Annotated in this window: 16 protein-coding genes; 10 read left to right on the forward strand and 6 right to left on the reverse strand. The window is 70.1% G+C overall.

Features of this window, described 5'->3' with window-relative positions:
* Positions 1-2: 2 nt before the first annotated feature.
* Entirely contained in the window at positions 3-1,478 is a 1,476-nt protein-coding gene (locus FG385_RS27860; RefSeq protein ID WP_200834691.1) for a sugar transferase, read from the reverse strand.
* A 473-nt stretch (positions 1,479-1,951) separates the two neighbouring features.
* On the opposite strand from FG385_RS27860, the gene FG385_RS27865 reads away from it, so the two are divergent.
* On the forward strand, positions 1,952-2,782 hold the full coding sequence (locus FG385_RS27865; RefSeq protein ID WP_139099772.1) for a CmcJ/NvfI family oxidoreductase: 831 nt from the start codon (positions 1,952-1,954) through the stop codon (positions 2,780-2,782).
* 114 nt (positions 2,783-2,896) lie between these two features.
* Here FG385_RS27865 and FG385_RS27870 read toward each other — a convergent pair whose 3' ends face one another.
* Together FG385_RS27870 and FG385_RS27875 are read right to left on the reverse strand one after the other, a co-directional pair.
* Positions 2,897-3,313: a riboflavin kinase gene (locus FG385_RS27870; RefSeq protein ID WP_139099773.1), complete on the reverse strand. Its 417-nt coding sequence runs from the start codon at positions 3,311-3,313 to the stop codon at positions 2,897-2,899.
* 104 nt (positions 3,314-3,417) lie between these two features.
* Complete coding sequence (locus tag FG385_RS27875; RefSeq protein ID WP_139099774.1) at positions 3,418-3,765, reverse strand: TfoX/Sxy family protein; 348 nt, start codon at positions 3,763-3,765, stop codon at positions 3,418-3,420.
* A gap of 38 nt (positions 3,766-3,803) precedes the next feature.
* Here FG385_RS27875 and FG385_RS27880 point away from each other — a divergent pair, with 38 nt between their 5' ends.
* Genes FG385_RS27880 through FG385_RS27890 form a run of 3 tightly spaced genes read left to right on the forward strand, consistent with a single transcriptional unit; the run spans position 3,804 to position 5,592 of the window.
* Positions 3,804-3,962 (forward strand): ribbon-helix-helix protein, CopG family, encoded by a 159-nt coding sequence (locus FG385_RS27880; RefSeq protein WP_139099775.1) that lies wholly within the window; start codon positions 3,804-3,806, stop codon positions 3,960-3,962.
* Complete coding sequence (locus FG385_RS27885) at positions 3,959-4,306, forward strand: VOC family protein (RefSeq protein ID WP_139099776.1); 348 nt, start codon at positions 3,959-3,961, stop codon at positions 4,304-4,306. Before FG385_RS27880 ends, FG385_RS27885 begins: the two co-directional genes overlap by 4 nt.
* Complete coding sequence (locus FG385_RS27890; RefSeq protein WP_139099777.1) at positions 4,303-5,592, forward strand: MFS transporter; 1,290 nt, start codon at positions 4,303-4,305, stop codon at positions 5,590-5,592. Before FG385_RS27885 ends, FG385_RS27890 begins: the two co-directional genes overlap by 4 nt.
* Here FG385_RS27890 and FG385_RS27895 read toward each other — a convergent pair.
* Positions 5,486-5,911 carry an HIT family protein gene (locus tag FG385_RS27895; protein ID WP_139099778.1) on the reverse strand — a complete coding sequence of 142 codons (426 nt, stop codon included), beginning with the start codon at positions 5,909-5,911 and terminating at the stop codon, positions 5,486-5,488. The two genes, FG385_RS27890 and FG385_RS27895, sit on opposite strands and share 107 nt — an antisense overlap.
* 120 nt (positions 5,912-6,031) lie before the next feature.
* Here FG385_RS27895 and FG385_RS27900 point away from each other — a divergent pair, with 120 nt between their 5' ends.
* Positions 6,032-7,336: an ammonium transporter gene (locus FG385_RS27900; RefSeq protein ID WP_139099779.1), complete on the forward strand. Its 1,305-nt coding sequence runs from the start codon at positions 6,032-6,034 to the stop codon at positions 7,334-7,336.
* Positions 7,333-7,671, forward strand: coding sequence for a P-II family nitrogen regulator (locus FG385_RS27905; protein WP_139099780.1), 339 nt, complete (start codon positions 7,333-7,335; stop codon positions 7,669-7,671). Before FG385_RS27900 ends, FG385_RS27905 begins: the two co-directional genes overlap by 4 nt.
* A gap of 4 nt (positions 7,672-7,675) precedes the next feature.
* On the opposite strand, the gene FG385_RS27910 is transcribed toward FG385_RS27905, so the two are convergent.
* Positions 7,676-9,187, reverse strand: coding sequence for a helix-turn-helix domain-containing protein (locus FG385_RS27910; protein ID WP_139099781.1), 1,512 nt, complete (start codon positions 9,185-9,187; stop codon positions 7,676-7,678).
* Positions 9,188-9,374: 187 nt separating this feature from the next.
* Here FG385_RS27910 and exaC point away from each other — a divergent pair, with 187 nt between their 5' ends.
* The 4 genes from exaC to FG385_RS27935 all read left to right on the forward strand — a co-directional run bounded on the left by exaC (position 9,375) and on the right by FG385_RS27935 (position 14,148).
* Positions 9,375-10,898: an acetaldehyde dehydrogenase ExaC gene (gene exaC, locus FG385_RS27915; RefSeq protein WP_139099816.1), complete on the forward strand. Its 1,524-nt coding sequence runs from the start codon at positions 9,375-9,377 to the stop codon at positions 10,896-10,898.
* Position 10,899: 1 nt separating this feature from the next.
* Positions 10,900-11,268, forward strand: coding sequence for a DUF779 domain-containing protein (locus FG385_RS27920; protein ID WP_139099782.1), 369 nt, complete (start codon positions 10,900-10,902; stop codon positions 11,266-11,268).
* Between the two features lie 233 nt (positions 11,269-11,501).
* Complete coding sequence (locus FG385_RS27930) at positions 11,502-11,942, forward strand: hypothetical protein (protein ID WP_139099783.1); 441 nt, start codon at positions 11,502-11,504, stop codon at positions 11,940-11,942.
* Between the two features lie 46 nt (positions 11,943-11,988).
* Positions 11,989-14,148 (forward strand): (Fe-S)-binding protein, encoded by a 2,160-nt coding sequence (locus tag FG385_RS27935; RefSeq protein ID WP_139099784.1) that lies wholly within the window; start codon positions 11,989-11,991, stop codon positions 14,146-14,148.
* An 18-nt stretch (positions 14,149-14,166) separates the two neighbouring features.
* On the opposite strand, the gene FG385_RS27940 is transcribed toward FG385_RS27935, so the two are convergent.
* Entirely contained in the window at positions 14,167-14,745 is a 579-nt protein-coding gene (locus FG385_RS27940) for a TetR/AcrR family transcriptional regulator (protein WP_139099785.1), read from the reverse strand.
* Positions 14,746-14,806: the final 61 nt, after the last annotated feature.

Raw genomic sequence — 14,806 nt, forward strand, 5'->3', positions numbered from 1 at the left:
GACTAGTAGGCGCCCTTGCCGCTCAACACGGCACGCGCGGTCTTCCACAGGATCACCATGTCCAGCGCCAGGGACCAGTCCTCGACGTAGCGCAGGTCGAGGCGGACACTCTGGTCCCAGCTCAGGTCGCTGCGCCCGCTGACCTGCCACAACCCGGTCAGCCCCGGCTTGACCAGCAGGCGGCGCCGCGCCGCGCGATGGTAGCTCTCGGTCTCCTCGGGTAGCGGCGGCCGCGGCCCGACGAGCGACATCGTGCCGCCGAGGACGTTGAACAGCTGTGGCAACTCGTCGAGCGAGTACCGGCGCAGCACCGCTCCCACTCTCGTGACCCGCGGGTCGCGGCGCATCTTGAACAGCGGACCGGAGCCCTCGTTCGCGTCCAGGAGATCGTTGCGCAGGTGATCGGCGTTCACCACCATGGTGCGGAACTTGATCATCATGAACGTGTCGCCGTCGCGGCCGACGCGGCGCTGGCGGTAGAACACCGGACCGCGGTCGTTCAGCTTGATCAGCACGGCGATCACGAGCAGCACCGGGGAGATCACGAGCAGGCCGAGCCCGGCCGTCGTCCGGTCGAAGACCTCCTTGATGATCCTGCGCCCGCCGGTGAACGCGGGCGCGCTCACCCGCAGCAACGGCGTGCCCAGGACCCCGGAGACGTTCAGGCGCGGCCCCCCGATCTCCATCAGCACCGGCGCCACGACGAGTTCCGCGCCGGTGCCTTCCAGGTCCCACGCCAGCTGTTGCAGTCGCGCCGGGGTCCAGTACGGATCGGAGGTGACGGCCACGACCCGGTACCCGCCGCGGCGCACCTGCTCGGCGACCTCGTCGAGGCGGCCCGCGACCGCGATCCCGCCGACCTCACCGGTGCCGCTGTCCGTGCATACCGCTTCGACCCGCCAGCCCACATGCGAATCCGCACGGGTGCGCTCGATCAGATCGCGCACCGTGCCGGGCGCGCCCGCCGCCATCACCGGCAACATGCAGGTCCCGCTCTTGTTCCGGGCGTGGTGCAGGATCTTGCGCAGCACATACCGTTGCGGTAGGGCGATCAGCCCGACCAGCGGCACCGCGAGGAACACCCACGGCTGCACGTCGAGCGCCCCGAACAGCAGCCCGGCGAGCGCCACGACGACCGCGGCGATGATCAGGGCCCGCCCCAGCCTGCGGTACTCCTCCGCGCCCTCGCCGAACACGTGCTGGCTCCACGCGCGGTTGAGCGGCAAGGAAAACAGGATCGCGGCGGCCGTCCCGGAGGCGTGCAGGAAATACGGGCGCCCGGTGATCTCGAGGATCGCCAGCGCCATCGTCGCGATCACGAGGATCGTCGCGAACGCGTCGCAGCCGATCACCCACGTCCGGTACCGGCCCTCCCACGAAGTCGAGGACGCCCGCGGCGGGGTCTGCACGACGCGCCGCCGGGTCCGGCGGGTGCCGACCCCGGTGATCGCGTCGGCACCAGGCACCATCTCTTCCATCCGGCCTCCGCCCATCGGCTGGCGTGGGGACCGGCGCGCCCCGCACACGCCGCATGGTTACTGCAAGTAATCGCAAACTCGGAAGGAGTTACACCCGTTCGTGCTATATCTGCCCGGAAATCGGTCATCTCCGATCAGTCGTTACAGACCGGTTCACCGGTACCAGGCGGCAAAGAATCACGCAATGTAGCCGGTAACTTCTCCACCATTTCACGGGTGTACCAACTGATGAAATATTCGTTCCAGACTCGCTCGGATGGAGGATTGTGCCCGGCGCCCCCGCCCAGCACGATGAGAGGCGTCGGCGATCGCCATCGCGCCGTCAGCCGGCCGGCCGCGAGTGCCGCACGGGCCATTGACTACCGCGGTCGGCCGCCGGAGCCCCGGCGCGAGATCCGCCCTCAACGCGCCGGGGTTCCACGCCGCGAAAACCCCAGGGCGCGCAGCTCCGCCCGTGCGCGAGCATGCTTGCCATGACGACGGTCGAAGGCGAGCTGAGCTACCTCTCCCCCGAGTCCACGACGCTGCGCCGCTTCACCGCGCCGGGCCGCAGCGTCAACACCGGGACGTACCGCACCTACCTGATGCCGATCCAGGACGGCCGCCCGGTCCGCGACCGGTTCACCCTCGACCGCAACGGGTTCGCGCTCGTCGGTCACCGCAGTGCGGTCCGGGATTTCACCGACCCGGACGAGGTGGACCGCGCCTACCCGGGCGAGGTCGCCGGGTTCATCAAGTCCTACACCGGCGCCGACCGGGTGGCGACGCTGAGCTGGCGCCTGCGCCGCACGGCCGCCCCGGCCGAACACGCCTCGCAGCCGCAGGCCGCCCTGGTCCACGACGACTACTCCGACACCGGAGCCCGCGAGACAGCCTCCGCCGCGTACGCGACGCATTTCCCGGACGGGCCGGGCTACCGGCGGGCGCTGTTCACCAGCCTGTGGCGCGTGTTCAGCCCGCCACCGCAGGATTGGCCGCTGGCCATCTGCGACTACACGAGCGTCGGGCCCGACGAGGGGCTGGACAACCGCCTGTATCTGGTGGACACGATCCCGGACGATCGCTACGCCGAGATGCCCGCGACAACCCCAGGGACGAGCGGTTCGGAGTTCCACCACAACCCCGGGCACCGGTGGTGGTATTTCCCCGGCATGACCCGCGACGAGATCCTCTTTTTCAAGCTCAACGACAGCGATCACACGGTGGCCTGGCGGGTCCCGCACACCGCCTTCCGCGACCCGACCGTGCAGACGAGCACGCCACGGCACAGCATCGAGTTCCGCACCGTCGCCTACTTCGAGTAGCTACGCGACCTCCGGATCCGCGCCACGTCCACCGGCACGATGCCCGCCGCGCCCGGCAGCCCATCGGCCAGATAGTCCCGCAGCACCGAGAGCACGCGCCCACGCGAAAGAGGTCTACGCGGACCGGAAGTACTCGCGCCCGCGCGACTCGTCCTGCTTCATCTGCATGATCAGTTCGTCGACCGAGCCGAACTTCACCTGCGGCCGGATGAACAGCTCGACCGCGATCTCGGCGACACAACCGTAGATGTCCTCGTCGAAGTCGAGAAGGTAGGCCTCGATCGTGCGGGTGGTGGCGCCGAACGTCACGTTCGAGCCGACCGACACGAGCGCGGGCAGGGGTTCGGGGAACTCGCGCGGGTCGTCCGGGCCCGAGGAAGCCAGAATGCGGACGTGCCCCGCATACACGCCGTCGGACGGGATCGGGGCCGCCGGATCGAAGTCGACGTTCGCCGTCGGGTAGCCGAGCTCCTTGCCCCTGCCCTCCCCGTGCACCACCGGGCCGGTCGCCGTACCGAGCACATCCACCATTCGCCTGCCGTTTCGCTCGTGCCTGCGTTCGCCACCAGCCTATCCAGCGCGGGCCCCACACACGGGAACGGCCGCCGACCGTCCACTTGGGACAGTGAGCACAGTCAGCGCCGGCCGCGGGCCTTGGCCGGCAGCGAGCGCGCGAAGGACACCCCGCGGGCGACCCACCGTTCGAGCTCGTCCGGGGAGCGCACGGCTTCCGTGTCCACCCGCAGCCAGCCGCGCATCTCGCGGCTCCCCATCGTCATCGGGTGCACCCGCACGTCGTCGATCAGCGCCTCGCACTCCTCGCGGGGCATGCGCACCATCAGACCGCCCTCCCCGCTGGCGACCACCGCCATGTTCCCGCCCACGAGGAACGCCAGCCCGCCGAACATCGCCTGCTCGCGAAACCCGTCCTCGGGCGCGACCAGCGCCCGGATCCGGTCCGCCAGCTCACGGTCGTATGCCATACCGCATTATCAACCTTCTAGTATACTAGCATACTCGCATGGCGCCATCGCCCAAGCAGCAGTTCAACGTCTACCTCCCGGCTGATCTGATCCGCCGCGTCAAGCACGCGTCGATCGATACGAACGAGTCGCTGTCGGCCTTCGTCGAGCGCGTGCTCGAGGAGTACCTGCGGCGCACCGAGGAGCGATCGTCATGAGAGTGGTCCCGATCCGCTACACCGACGACGTCGCGGCCATGACCCGGTTCTACCGGGCGCTCGGCCTGGAGCCCGGACCGGTGTCGAGGCCGGGCGCCTGGGCCGAACTTCCGGCCGAGAGCGGCATGCTCGCCGTCCACCAGGCCCCCGCCGAGGACGTGGGCCGGTGTGAGCTGGCCTTCGAGTCGACGGAACCATTGGAGGACGTGGCGGCGCGGCTGCGCGAGGCCGGGTTCGCGCCCGGGCCCGTGCTGGACGAGAACTTCGGGCATTCGCTGCGCGTGCGGGATCCGGACGGCGTGTGGGTGCAGATCAACCTGAACGACCGCGACCTGTACACATGACCGGCCCGCGCCCGGCGGCGCTCGCGGCCGGGATCGTGGCGCTGGAGTTCGGTGCCGCGGTGACGAGATTCGTCTCCTCGACCCTGCTGCCGGTCGTGGCCGGCGCCCTGGACGCGCGGGACCGGCTGGGGCTGCTGATCGCGGGGTCGGCGCTCGGGCTGTTCGTCGCGCTCCCGCTGGCGCACCGGGTCACGCGCGGCGCGCTGACCATCGGCGTCGTCACCTACCTCGGCGGGCTCACGCTGTCCGCGACCGCCCAAAACGCGTGGGTGTTCGCCGCCGGCCAGTTCGGCGGCGGGTTCGCGAGCGGCCTCCTGGGCGTTTTCGGGATCAGCGCGGCGATCCGGCATCTCGACGAGCGGCTGCGCACGCGCGTGGTCGCACTGTCCTCGGCGATGTGGATCCTGCCCGCCCTGGTGGGCCCGGCCGCGACCCTGGGCCTGGCGCACCTCGCCGGCTGGCGCTGGACGATGCTGGCCCCGGCGCCCATAGTCCTCATCGGACGGTTCGTGATCGCGCGCGCCGTCCGCGGAGACCGCGCTCAGGACAGCGCGCCGCGGCCGCTCCTGCGGACGTTGCTGGTTCCGCTGGGCGCGGCCGGTGTCATCCTCGGCCCCGGCTGGTGGCCGCTGGCCGGAGCCGCCGTCGCGGTGGCGGGCACCGTCACGATCATGCCCCGCGGCACCACGAGGTTCCGGCCGGGCGCACCCGCCGCGCTCGGCGCGATGATGCTGTTCGCGTTCGGGTATTTCGGCGCGGACAGCCTGATCACCGTGCTGCTGACCGAGCGGACGCACGCGAGCCTCGGGCAGGCGGCGATCGTGCTGAGTGCCGCTCCCCTCGCCTGGGCGGTGGCGAGCCTGCTGGCCCCGCGGTCCGTTCCGGCGATCGGCCTCGGCCTGACCGCGCTCGGCACGGTCGCCGTCGCCATGGTCCCCTCGTTCACCGTCGCGCTCATCGCGTGGACCGTGGCCGGAGCCGGCGTCGGGCTCGCCTACCCCGGCCTGTACGTCCGGGCCACCACATCGAGCGAGTTGACCGCCGTGGAACTCGCGACGGCGGTCATCACCGCCGAAGAGATCGGCTTTCTGCTCGGCCGCGCCGCCGGCGGGACCCTTGCCCTGCCGGCAGCCTACGTGCTGTTCGCCTGCGCGCTCGCGGCGGCGGCCGCCAGCCGGCTCACGCCGGGACGAACTCCCCGTGCCCGGCCTCGCGGAGCGCCCGGCGCAGGGATTCGGCGTTCTTCGCGAGCTCCGCGGGATCCGGGTTCTGCTGAGCTTTGCTGATCTCCAGATCCGCCATCCGCCACGCCGGGAACACGTGCAGGTGCAGGTGCGGCACCTCGAAACCGGCGATGAGCACCCCCACCCGCGGCGGCGACCAGACCGCGTGGATGGCCTCGCCGAGCCGGTGCCCCACCCGATGCATATGCGCCAGCAACTCGTCGTCGGCGTCGATCCAGTGGTCCACTTCGGCCCGCGGCACCACGAGCGTATGACCGGGGCCCATCGGGTTGATCGACAGGAACGCGGCGACGACCTCGTCCCGCCACACGATCTGCCCCGGCAGCTCCCCGTTGATGATCCTGCTGAACAACGTCGGCATGCCCGTCACCCTAGCGATCGGTCCCGGTGCCCCTCGCCGCCGCCCTGTGACACCGGCCACCCCGTGGATCTGTCCACAAAGGTGTTCAGGCAACATGCCCGTAACAACGGGAGGTGGCTGGTGATCAACACCGGGGATACGGCATGGCTGCTCGGCTCGGCCGCGCTGGTGATGCTGATGACGCCCGGGCTGGCGCTCTTCTACGGCGGCATGGTGCGTGCGCGCAGCGTGCTCAACGTGATGATGCTGTCGTTCGCGTGCCTCGCCGCCGTCGGTGTCGTGTGGCTGCTCTACGGCTATTCGCTGGCGTTCGGCAACGACGCGTTCGGCGGGCTGATCGGGGACTTCTCCTACCTCGGCATGCACGGGCTCAGCGAGGTCACCGTCGGCCCCGCCGGGCACCAGGTGCCGCTGCTGGCGTTCGCGGCGTTCCAGCTGATGTTCGCGGTGATCACGGTCGCGCTGCTGGTGGGCGCGGTCGCCGAACGCGCCCGGTTCTGGGCGTGGCTGGTGTTCGTCGTGGTGTGGGTGAGCCTGGTCTACCTCCCGCTCGCGCACTGGGTGTTCGCGTTCGACGGGTTCGCCGGGCCGGGCACCACGGGCGGCTGGCTGGTGAACAAGCTGCACGCGCTGGACTTCGCCGGCGGCACCGCGGTCGAGGTCAACTCGGGCGCGGCGGCGGTCGCGCTGGCGTTCGTGATCGGCCGCCGCCACGGCTGGCCGCACCAGGCGATGCGCCCGCACAACCTGCCGTTCGTCATGTTCGGCGCGGGCCTGCTGTGGTTCGGCTGGTTCGGGTTCAACGCCGGGTCCGCGATCGGCGCGTCCGGAGTGGCGGCGACGTCGTTCGTCAACACCACGATGGCGGCCGCGACCGCGGTGCTCGGCTGGCTCGTCGTCGAACAGGTCCGCGACGGCAAGCCCACCACACTCGGTGCCGCGTCCGGTGCGGTGGCCGGGCTCGTCGGCATCACCCCGGGTTGCGGGTACGTCGAGCCGGTCGGCGCGGCGGTGATCGGGCTCGTGGCCGGCGTGGTGTGCTCGCTCGCGATCGGCCTGAAATACCGGCTGCGCCTTGACGATTCGCTGGATGTGCTGGCCGTGCACGGCATCGGCGGGTTCACCGGGATGCTGCTCATCGGGCTGTTCGCCAGCAAGGGTGCCAACAGCGCGGGCGCGAACGGGCTGTTCTACGGTGGCGGCCTCGATCAGCTGTGGCGGCAGGCGGTGGCCACCCTCGCCGCGCTGGCCTATTCACTGGTGGTGACGCTGGTGATCGCGTGGGTCGTCAACAAGCTGTTCGGGCTCCGGGCCGAACGGCAGGCCGAACTCGACGGGCTGGACGAGGCCGAACACGCCGAAAGCGCTTACGACCTGGCGGTGCAGCCCAGCCGCCGCAGTCTCATGGAAGGAGGGCGGCCGTGAAGCTGCTGACCGCGGTCGTACGCCCGTTCGTCATCGACGACATCAGGCAGGCCATGGAACAGCTCGCCGTTCTGGGCATGACCGTGACCGAGGCCAGGGGGTACGGCCGGCAGAAGGGGCACCGCGAGATCTACCGCGGCGCCGAGTACTCGGTGGACTTCGTGCCGAAGCTGCGGGTCGAGGTGCTGCTCGACGACTCCATCGTGGAGAAGGCCATCGAAGCGGTGCAGAAGGCCTGCCGCACGGGCCGTATCGGCGACGGGAAGATCTGGGTCACCCCGGTCGAGACGGTGGTCCGCGTCCGCACCGGCGAACGCGGCGCCGACGCGATCTGAGCGCTCACTCGTCCTCGGACAGAAGCCAGCTGAGCCGGGCTCGCGCGACGGCCTGCCGCGAGTCCCGGGCCGGGAGCAGCCGGGTCAGCCGCTCGAACACTTCGAGGTCGTCGCGGCCCGGCTCGCCCTGCGCGAACGTCCACAGCGCGGCGGCGTCCCCTCGATCCAAGACGGCGGCACGCAGCGCGGCGAGCTGCTGGTCACGTTCCGCCCGGATCGCCGGGGCCTCCGACCGCGCCAGCAAGGGCGCCGGGAACGCGGCGGCCGCACCCGCGACGTCGCCGGCCGCCAGCGCGGCCCCCACGGCCAGGAAGTCGGCGTCCACCTCGGCGCACAGCCGGTACGGCTTGGCCCGCATGGCCTGCTCGCCGAGCTGCGCCCGCAGTCGGTGGATCTCCGCGCGGACCGTGGTCGGATTGCCCTCGTCGCCGTAGAGGTGGAGGGCGAGCTGTTCGGCGTTGAGACCTTCGGGGTGCAGTGCGAGCAGCGCCAGGATTTCGGCGCGGCGCAGGGTCAGCGGCAGGTCGCGGCCGTCCAGCCGCGCGCTCGGGCTGGCGCTCAGGAACGACAGCGACAGCACGGGCCGTCGCGCGGTGGCCCGCGGCTCACGGGGCAGGCGCAGCAGGTAGCCGGTGGCCAGAGTTTCGACCACGGCATCGCGGCCGTCGCCGAGCCGTACCCGGTCGCGGCCGGGGTGCACCTCGACCCGGCTCGGCCACAGCTCGAGCGGCTCGGCGGCGAGCACCCGCCCGCTCGGGGTCAGCAGTGCGTGCGGCTCGCCCCGCAGCCCGGCCAGCTGCGGCAGGTTCCGCGCGAGCAGCCGCGCGTCCTGGTGCTCCATCCGTTCCCGCAGCCGGCTTTCCGCCAGCTGGGCGGTGGCGTTGACCAGGGACACCATCGCCGGGTGCAGGGTCTCGAGCTGCCCGCTGACGTCGATCGCGCCGAGCAGCCGCCCGGTGTCCGGGTCGTGGATCGGCGCGGCCGCGCACGTCCAGGTGTGATAGGTGCGCACGAGATGCTCGGCCGAATAGATCTGCACCGGCGCGTCGGTCGCGAGCGCGGTGCCCATCGCGTTCGTGCCGATCGCCGACTCCGACCACGCGGTGCCCTCGCACAGGCCGACCGGATCGGCGCGCAGGCACAGGCCCGCCGGGCCCTCGCGCCACAGGATGACGCCGTCGGCGTCGGTCACGATCATCATGTGCTGCGATTCGTCGGCGATGCTCACCAGCAGGTCGCGCACCGGCGTCAGCACGGAATGCAACGGATGTGCCGATCGCACGTCGGCGATCTCGTCGGCCGGATACACGATCGGCGGACGGAAGTCCTCCGGATCGACCTGGGCGGCCAGGGACCGTTGCCAGGACGCCGAAATCACCGGCCGGTGCGCGCCGGCCGCGCGGTCACCACTCAACGTCGCGTCGTGGATTTCCTGCAGCAGGCGGAACCGCGCCACCTGGTCCGAGGGCAGGCGCGGCGCGGTCGAACCGGCGATGCGAGCTGGCTCGGGGATCATTCGGGCACTCCGCGACGACGGTGACGAGGGGTTTCCTCAGGCAGCATGCCTGCCGCGCACGCATTCGGCAAGAAACACGGCGACCAGTGGTTTCGCGGAGTGCAACGGCGCTGCAACGTAGCGCTGCCTAGTTTTGCGCCCGGTGCGCCGGACAGGCCGCACGAAGCACGAGCAGAAGGGCTGCGAGATGACGAAATACGCGGCGCCGGGCCAATCCGGAAGCGTGGTCGCGTTCGAACCGCGGTACGACCACTTCATCGGCGGCGAGTACGTGCCTCCCGTCAAGGGCGGGTACTTCGCGAACCCGACCCCGGTGACCGGGCAGACGTTCACCGAGATCGCCCGTGGCACCGCCGGGGACGTGGACCGCGCCGTGGCCGCGGCCGCCGGTGCCGCGGTGGCGTGGGGGCGCACCGCGGCCGCCGAGCGCGCGGCGGTGCTGAACAAGATCGCCGATCGGATGGAAGCCAACCTCGAGGCGCTCGCGGTCGCCGAGTCGTGGGAAAACGGCAAGCCGGTGCGGGAAACGCTCGTGGCCGACATCCCGCTCGCCATCGACCATTTCCGGTATTTCGCGGGTGCGGCGCGCGCCCAGGAAGGCTCGATCTCGCAGATCGACGCGGACACCGTCGCCTACCACTTCCCCGAGCCGCTCGGCGTGGTCGGCCAGATCATCCCGTGGAACTTCCCGATCCTGATGGCCACCTGGAAGCTCGCGCCGGCGCTGGCCGCCGGCAACTGCGTCGTGCTCAAACCGGCCGAGCAGACCCCGGCGTCCGTGCACGTGCTGCTCAGCCTGATCGCCGACCTGCTGCCGCCCGGCGTGCTCAACGTGGTCAACGGGTTCGGCGTCGAGGCGGGCAAACCGCTGGCGCAGCATCCGGGTATCCGCAAGGTCGCCTTCACCGGGGAGACCACGACGGGCCGGCTCATCATGCAGTACGCGAGCGAGAACATCATCCCGGTGACGCTCGAGCTGGGCGGCAAGAGCCCGAACATCTTCTTCGAGGACGTGGCCGCCGCCAAGGACTCCTTCTACGACAAGGCGCAGGAGGGGTTCGCGATGTTCGCCCTCAACCAGGGCGAGGTGTGCACATGCCCGTCGCGGGCCCTCGTGCAGTCGTCGATCTACCAGGAGTTCCTCGGTGACGTGACCGCGCGGGTGGAGAAGATCAAGCAGGGGCACCCGCTCGACACCGAGACGATGATCGGTGCCCAGGCATCCAGCGACCAGCTGGAGAAGATCCTGTCCTACATCGACATCGGCAGGCAGGAAGGCGCGAAGGTGCTCGCCGGCGGGGAACGCGCCCAGCTCGGCGGCGAGCTTTCCGGCGGGTTCTACGTCCAGCCCACGATCTTCGAGGGTGACAACAAGATGCGGATCTTCCAGGAGGAGATCTTCGGGCCGGTGGTGTCGGTGACCGCGTTCAACGACTACGCCGACGCCATCAAGATCGCCAACGACACGCTCTACGGGCTGGGCGCCGGGGTGTGGAGCCGCGACGGTGCCACGGCCTTCCGCGCGGGCCGGGATATCCAGGCCGGTCGCGTGTGGACGAACTGCTACCACGCCTACCCCGCCCACGCGGCGTTCGGCGGGTACAAGCAGTCGGGTATCGGCCGCGAGACCCACAAGATGATGCTCGACCACTACCAGCAGACGAAGAACCTGCTGGTGTCCTACTCCCCCGACGCGCAGGGCTTCTTCTGAGATGGGCCGGGTGGATCTCACCGGGGCCGCGGCGGCATTGCTGCGGCGGCTCGCGCGGGAACACGGCCCGCTGATGTTCCATCAGTCGGGCGGGTGCTGCGACGGGAGCGCGCCGATGTGCTACCCGGACGGCGAGTTCCGCACCGGGGAGGCGGATGTGCACCTCGGCGATCTGACCGTCGCCGGGGTGCCCCGGCCGGTGCCGGTGTGGATGTCGGCCGCGCAGTTCGAGTACTGGAAACACACGCATCTGACGATCGATGTGGTGCCCGGCCGGGGCAGCGGGTTCTCGCTGGAGGCGCCCGAGGGGGTGCGGTTCCTGATCCGGTCGAGGCTGCTCACCGACGACGAACTCGGTCAGCTGAGCTGACCCCACGGGCGCCACGCGCTTGACTGTCTGCCCCTGGCCGAGCCGGCGTTGCCGGGTGTAGTCCGCGAGCAGCGCTGGAGAACCTGCGCGGGCGATTCAACCGGGCGCTCGACATCGGCTCGGCGGGCTTCAGCGAAGGCACGGTGTGCGCGATCCCGGCGCCATAAGGTTCTTGACAACGCTGTCGTGTGGTAGGTCACACTAGCCGGGCGTGGCACCGAGGAGGCTTGCCCATGGCCCGGCTCAATGGCTTCGGTTGTTCCTACTGCGCGCTGCCGGTCCGGTTCACCGGCGATCACCGGCATCCTGGGTATGTGGTGATCGATCAGGTGACACCCCCGAGAGCCGATCCCGGCGGCCTGCCCGACCTCCGCGTGCTGCATCGATTCTGCAGCCTTCCGGCCAGGGCCGCCGGCCACCGTCGCTGCTCGTCGATCACGCTTCGCCGCGCCTGGCTCGGCTGGGCGACCACCGAGTTCGAGGCCGGCCGGGGCGACCGGCGCTACGGCATCCGGCACTATCCGCGGCTCGGGCTCCATCCGGCCCGGCTGCGCCGTCCGGAGCTGTTCCGCAAGTACTGGCGGATCCGCAAGATGCGCTGCGCGGCGCTCGCCTGCCGCTACTACCCCAGGTGTGATCTACTTCCTACTGACGCCGCGTCCGGGGTTGCGTGATCGGGCCCGCGGGCGCCATCGACTGCCGTTCCCTTGCGGAGGACATGTGCTGGTCCGGATGATTGTCGGCCTCGTCATCACGGCCGTGGGCCTCGCCCTGGCGTTGCGACGGACGCTCTGGCTGAACCGGCTGATCAGATCCGGTCAGCCGCTCGAAGGGCGCACGGACGACCTGGGCAAGCGGATCCAGACCCAGGTGGTCGAGGTCTTCGGCCAGCGCAAGCTGCTCAAATGGTCGGTCCCCGGGCTGGCGCATTTCTTCACCTTCTGGGGTTTCGTCATCCTCGCCACGGTCTACCTCGAGGCCTACGGCAGCCTGTTCAGCGAGCGGTTCAGCATCTGGTGGGTCGGGCACTGGGGCGTGCTCGGTTTCCTGCAGGACTTCATCGCGGTCGCGGTGCTGGCCGCGACGGTGGTGTTCAGCGTGATCCGCATCCGCCAGGCCCCCGAGCGCAAGGCGCGGGCGTCGCGGTTCTTCGGCTCCCATCTCGGCGGTGCCTGGCTCGTCCTGTTCATGATCTTCAACGTGATCTGGACGATGTTCCTGTTCCGCGGCTCGTCCTCGGCCGCGGGCACGTTCCCGTACTCCTCGGGCGCCTGGGTCTCGATCGGCATCGGCCGTCTGCTGTCCGGAGTGGACCACGGCACGCTGGTGGTGCTCGAGGACGTCGGGCTGCTGCTGCACATCGGCGTGATGCTGGTGTTCCTGAACATCGTGCTCAATTCCAAGCACCTGCACATCTTCCTCGCGCCGCTGAACGTCACGGTGAAGCGGCTGCCGGACGCGCTCGGCCCGCTGCTGCCGATGGAGTCCGGCGGCAAGCCGATCGACTTCGAGGAGGCCGACGAGGACGCGATCTTCGGCCGCGGCAAGATCGAGGACTTCACCTGGAAGGGCATGCTCGACTTCGCGACCTGCACCGAGTGCGGCCGTTGCCAGAGCCAGTGTCCCGCGTGGAACACCGGGAAACCGTTGTCCCCCAAGATGGTCATCATGGACCTGCGGGACCACCTGCTCGGCCAGGCGCCGTATCTGATCGGCGGCAAGGATCCCGCGGACCGCCCCGAGGTGCCGCTCGTCGGCCCGGAAAGCGAAGGCGGGGTGATCGATCCGGACGTCCTGTGGTCGTGCACCACCTGCGGGGCGTGCGTCGAGCAGTGCCCGGTCGACATCGAGCACGTCGACCATATCGTCGACATGCGGCGGCACCAGGTGCTCATCGAGTCCGCGTTCCCGACCGAACTCGGCACCCTGTTCCGCAACCTGGAGAACAAGGGCAATCCGTGGGGGCAGAACAACTCCGAACGGCTCGACTGGGCCAAGGATCTCGGTTTCGAGGTACCGGTCTGCGACGGGACGCTCGACGACACCGTCGACTACCTGTTCTGGATCGGCTGCGCGGGCGCGTTCGACGACAACGCGCGTAAGACCGTCCGCGCCACGGCGGAACTGCTGCATATCGCCGGAGTGAACTTCGCGGTGCTGGGCACCGGCGAGACCTGCACCGGTGACCCCGCCCGCCGCTCCGGCAACGAGTTCCTCTTCCAGATGCTCGCGCAGGAGACCAAGGAGACCCTCGACGCGGTGTTCGAGGGGCGCGAGCCCGGCACCCGCAAGATCGTCACCACCTGCCCGCACTGTCTCAACACACTCGGCCGCGAGTACCCGCAACTCGAGGGCCACTACGAGGTCGTGCACCACACCCAGTTGCTGAACCGGCTGGTGCGCGAGGGAAAGCTCGTCCCGATCGCGCCGGTCGAGGGCACCACGGTCAACGGTGTCGGCCCGGTCGACGGCAAACCGGTGACCTACCACGACCCGTGCTATCTCGGACGGCACAACAAGGTCTACGAACCGCCGCGTGAACTGGTCCAGGCCACCGGCGCCACGCTCACCGAGATGCCCCGGCACGCGGACCGCTCGATGTGCTGCGGCGCGGGCGGCGCGCGCATGTGGATGGAAGAGAAGATCGGCAAGCGGATCAACCTGGAGCGCGTCGACGAGGCCATCGCCACCGAAGCGGGCACCGTCGTCACCGGCTGCCCGTTCTGCAAGGTGATGCTCTCCGACGGGCTCGTCCAGCGGCAGAGCGAAAACCAGGGCGCGGACGTCACCATCCGGGACGTCGCGCAGGTGCTGCTCGAATCCGTCAACCGCGGGACCGCCGCCGAGCCCGCATCCGGAACGGCGCCGCAACCGGCGTGAGCTAGTTGTACGACCCGCCTACGAGGCGGGCCGCAGACCGCTGAGGATGACCGTGACCAGCCGGCCGACCGCGGCTTGGGAAGGCAGGGCGCCGGCGGCGTCGAGGGCGTGCAGGCAGTAGGCGGCCAACTCCCCCGGCGGGATGTCGCCGCGGAGTTCACCGGCCTGCGCCGCGTCGGCGACCAGGCCGGTGATCAGCTCGTGGAGTTGCCGCTGCGGTTCGGCGAGATGCTCGTCGCGGTGCAGGAAGCGCCCGATGTCACTTTCGTGGCCGTGCCGGGTCTTGTGGACGATGCGCGCGTACGCCGCCAGTACGGCCTCCAGCCGCGCGCCCGGTTCGCCCACCTGCTCCCGCACCACGCCCAACTGCGCCAGATGATCGGCGATCTGGCGATGGTGCCAGGCGTGCAGGATGGCGTCGACGTCGGAGAAGTACTTGTACAGCGTGGCGCGCCCGATCCCGGCGCCTTCGGCGATCTGCGCCATCGTCACCGACCGCAGTCCGCGCTCGAACACCAGGGCCGCCGTGGTGTCCAGGATCGCGTCCCGCACCTGGCTCCGGTGCGCCTGGATCGTCTCGTTCCACAGTTTCGGCACCCCACGACTATACGCAACGACACCTTCGACACATCGGGTATTGACCATAGACACCATGTCT

Source organism: Amycolatopsis alkalitolerans, assembly GCF_006152065.1.
Taxonomy (GTDB): domain Bacteria; phylum Actinomycetota; class Actinomycetes; order Mycobacteriales; family Pseudonocardiaceae; genus Amycolatopsis_E; species Amycolatopsis_E alkalitolerans.

Bases quoted from the DNA above. Each gene is read 5' to 3' on its own strand.
- FG385_RS27910 (WP_139099781.1), bottom strand. From the start codon at position 9,187: ATGATCCCCGAGCCAGCTCGCATCGCCGGTTCGACCGCGCCGCGCCTG.
- FG385_RS27870 (WP_139099773.1), bottom strand. From the start codon at position 3,313: ATGGTGGATGTGCTCGGTACGGCGACCGGCCCGGTGGTGCACGGGGAG.
- FG385_RS27860 (WP_200834691.1), bottom strand. From the start codon at position 1,478: ATGGAAGAGATGGTGCCTGGTGCCGACGCGATCACCGGGGTCGGCACC.
- exaC (WP_139099816.1), top strand. From the start codon at position 9,375: ATGACGAAATACGCGGCGCCGGGCCAATCCGGAAGCGTGGTCGCGTTC.
- FG385_RS27885 (WP_139099776.1), top strand. From the start codon at position 3,959: ATGAGAGTGGTCCCGATCCGCTACACCGACGACGTCGCGGCCATGACC.
- FG385_RS27895 (WP_139099778.1), bottom strand. From the start codon at position 5,911: ATGCCGACGTTGTTCAGCAGGATCATCAACGGGGAGCTGCCGGGGCAG.
- FG385_RS27920 (WP_139099782.1), top strand. From the start codon at position 10,900: ATGGGCCGGGTGGATCTCACCGGGGCCGCGGCGGCATTGCTGCGGCGG.
- FG385_RS27890 (WP_139099777.1), top strand. From the start codon at position 4,303: ATGACCGGCCCGCGCCCGGCGGCGCTCGCGGCCGGGATCGTGGCGCTG.
- FG385_RS27930 (WP_139099783.1), top strand. From the start codon at position 11,502: ATGGCCCGGCTCAATGGCTTCGGTTGTTCCTACTGCGCGCTGCCGGTC.
- FG385_RS27880 (WP_139099775.1), top strand. From the start codon at position 3,804: ATGGCGCCATCGCCCAAGCAGCAGTTCAACGTCTACCTCCCGGCTGAT.
- FG385_RS27865 (WP_139099772.1), top strand. From the start codon at position 1,952: ATGACGACGGTCGAAGGCGAGCTGAGCTACCTCTCCCCCGAGTCCACG.
- FG385_RS27875 (WP_139099774.1), bottom strand. From the start codon at position 3,765: ATGGCATACGACCGTGAGCTGGCGGACCGGATCCGGGCGCTGGTCGCG.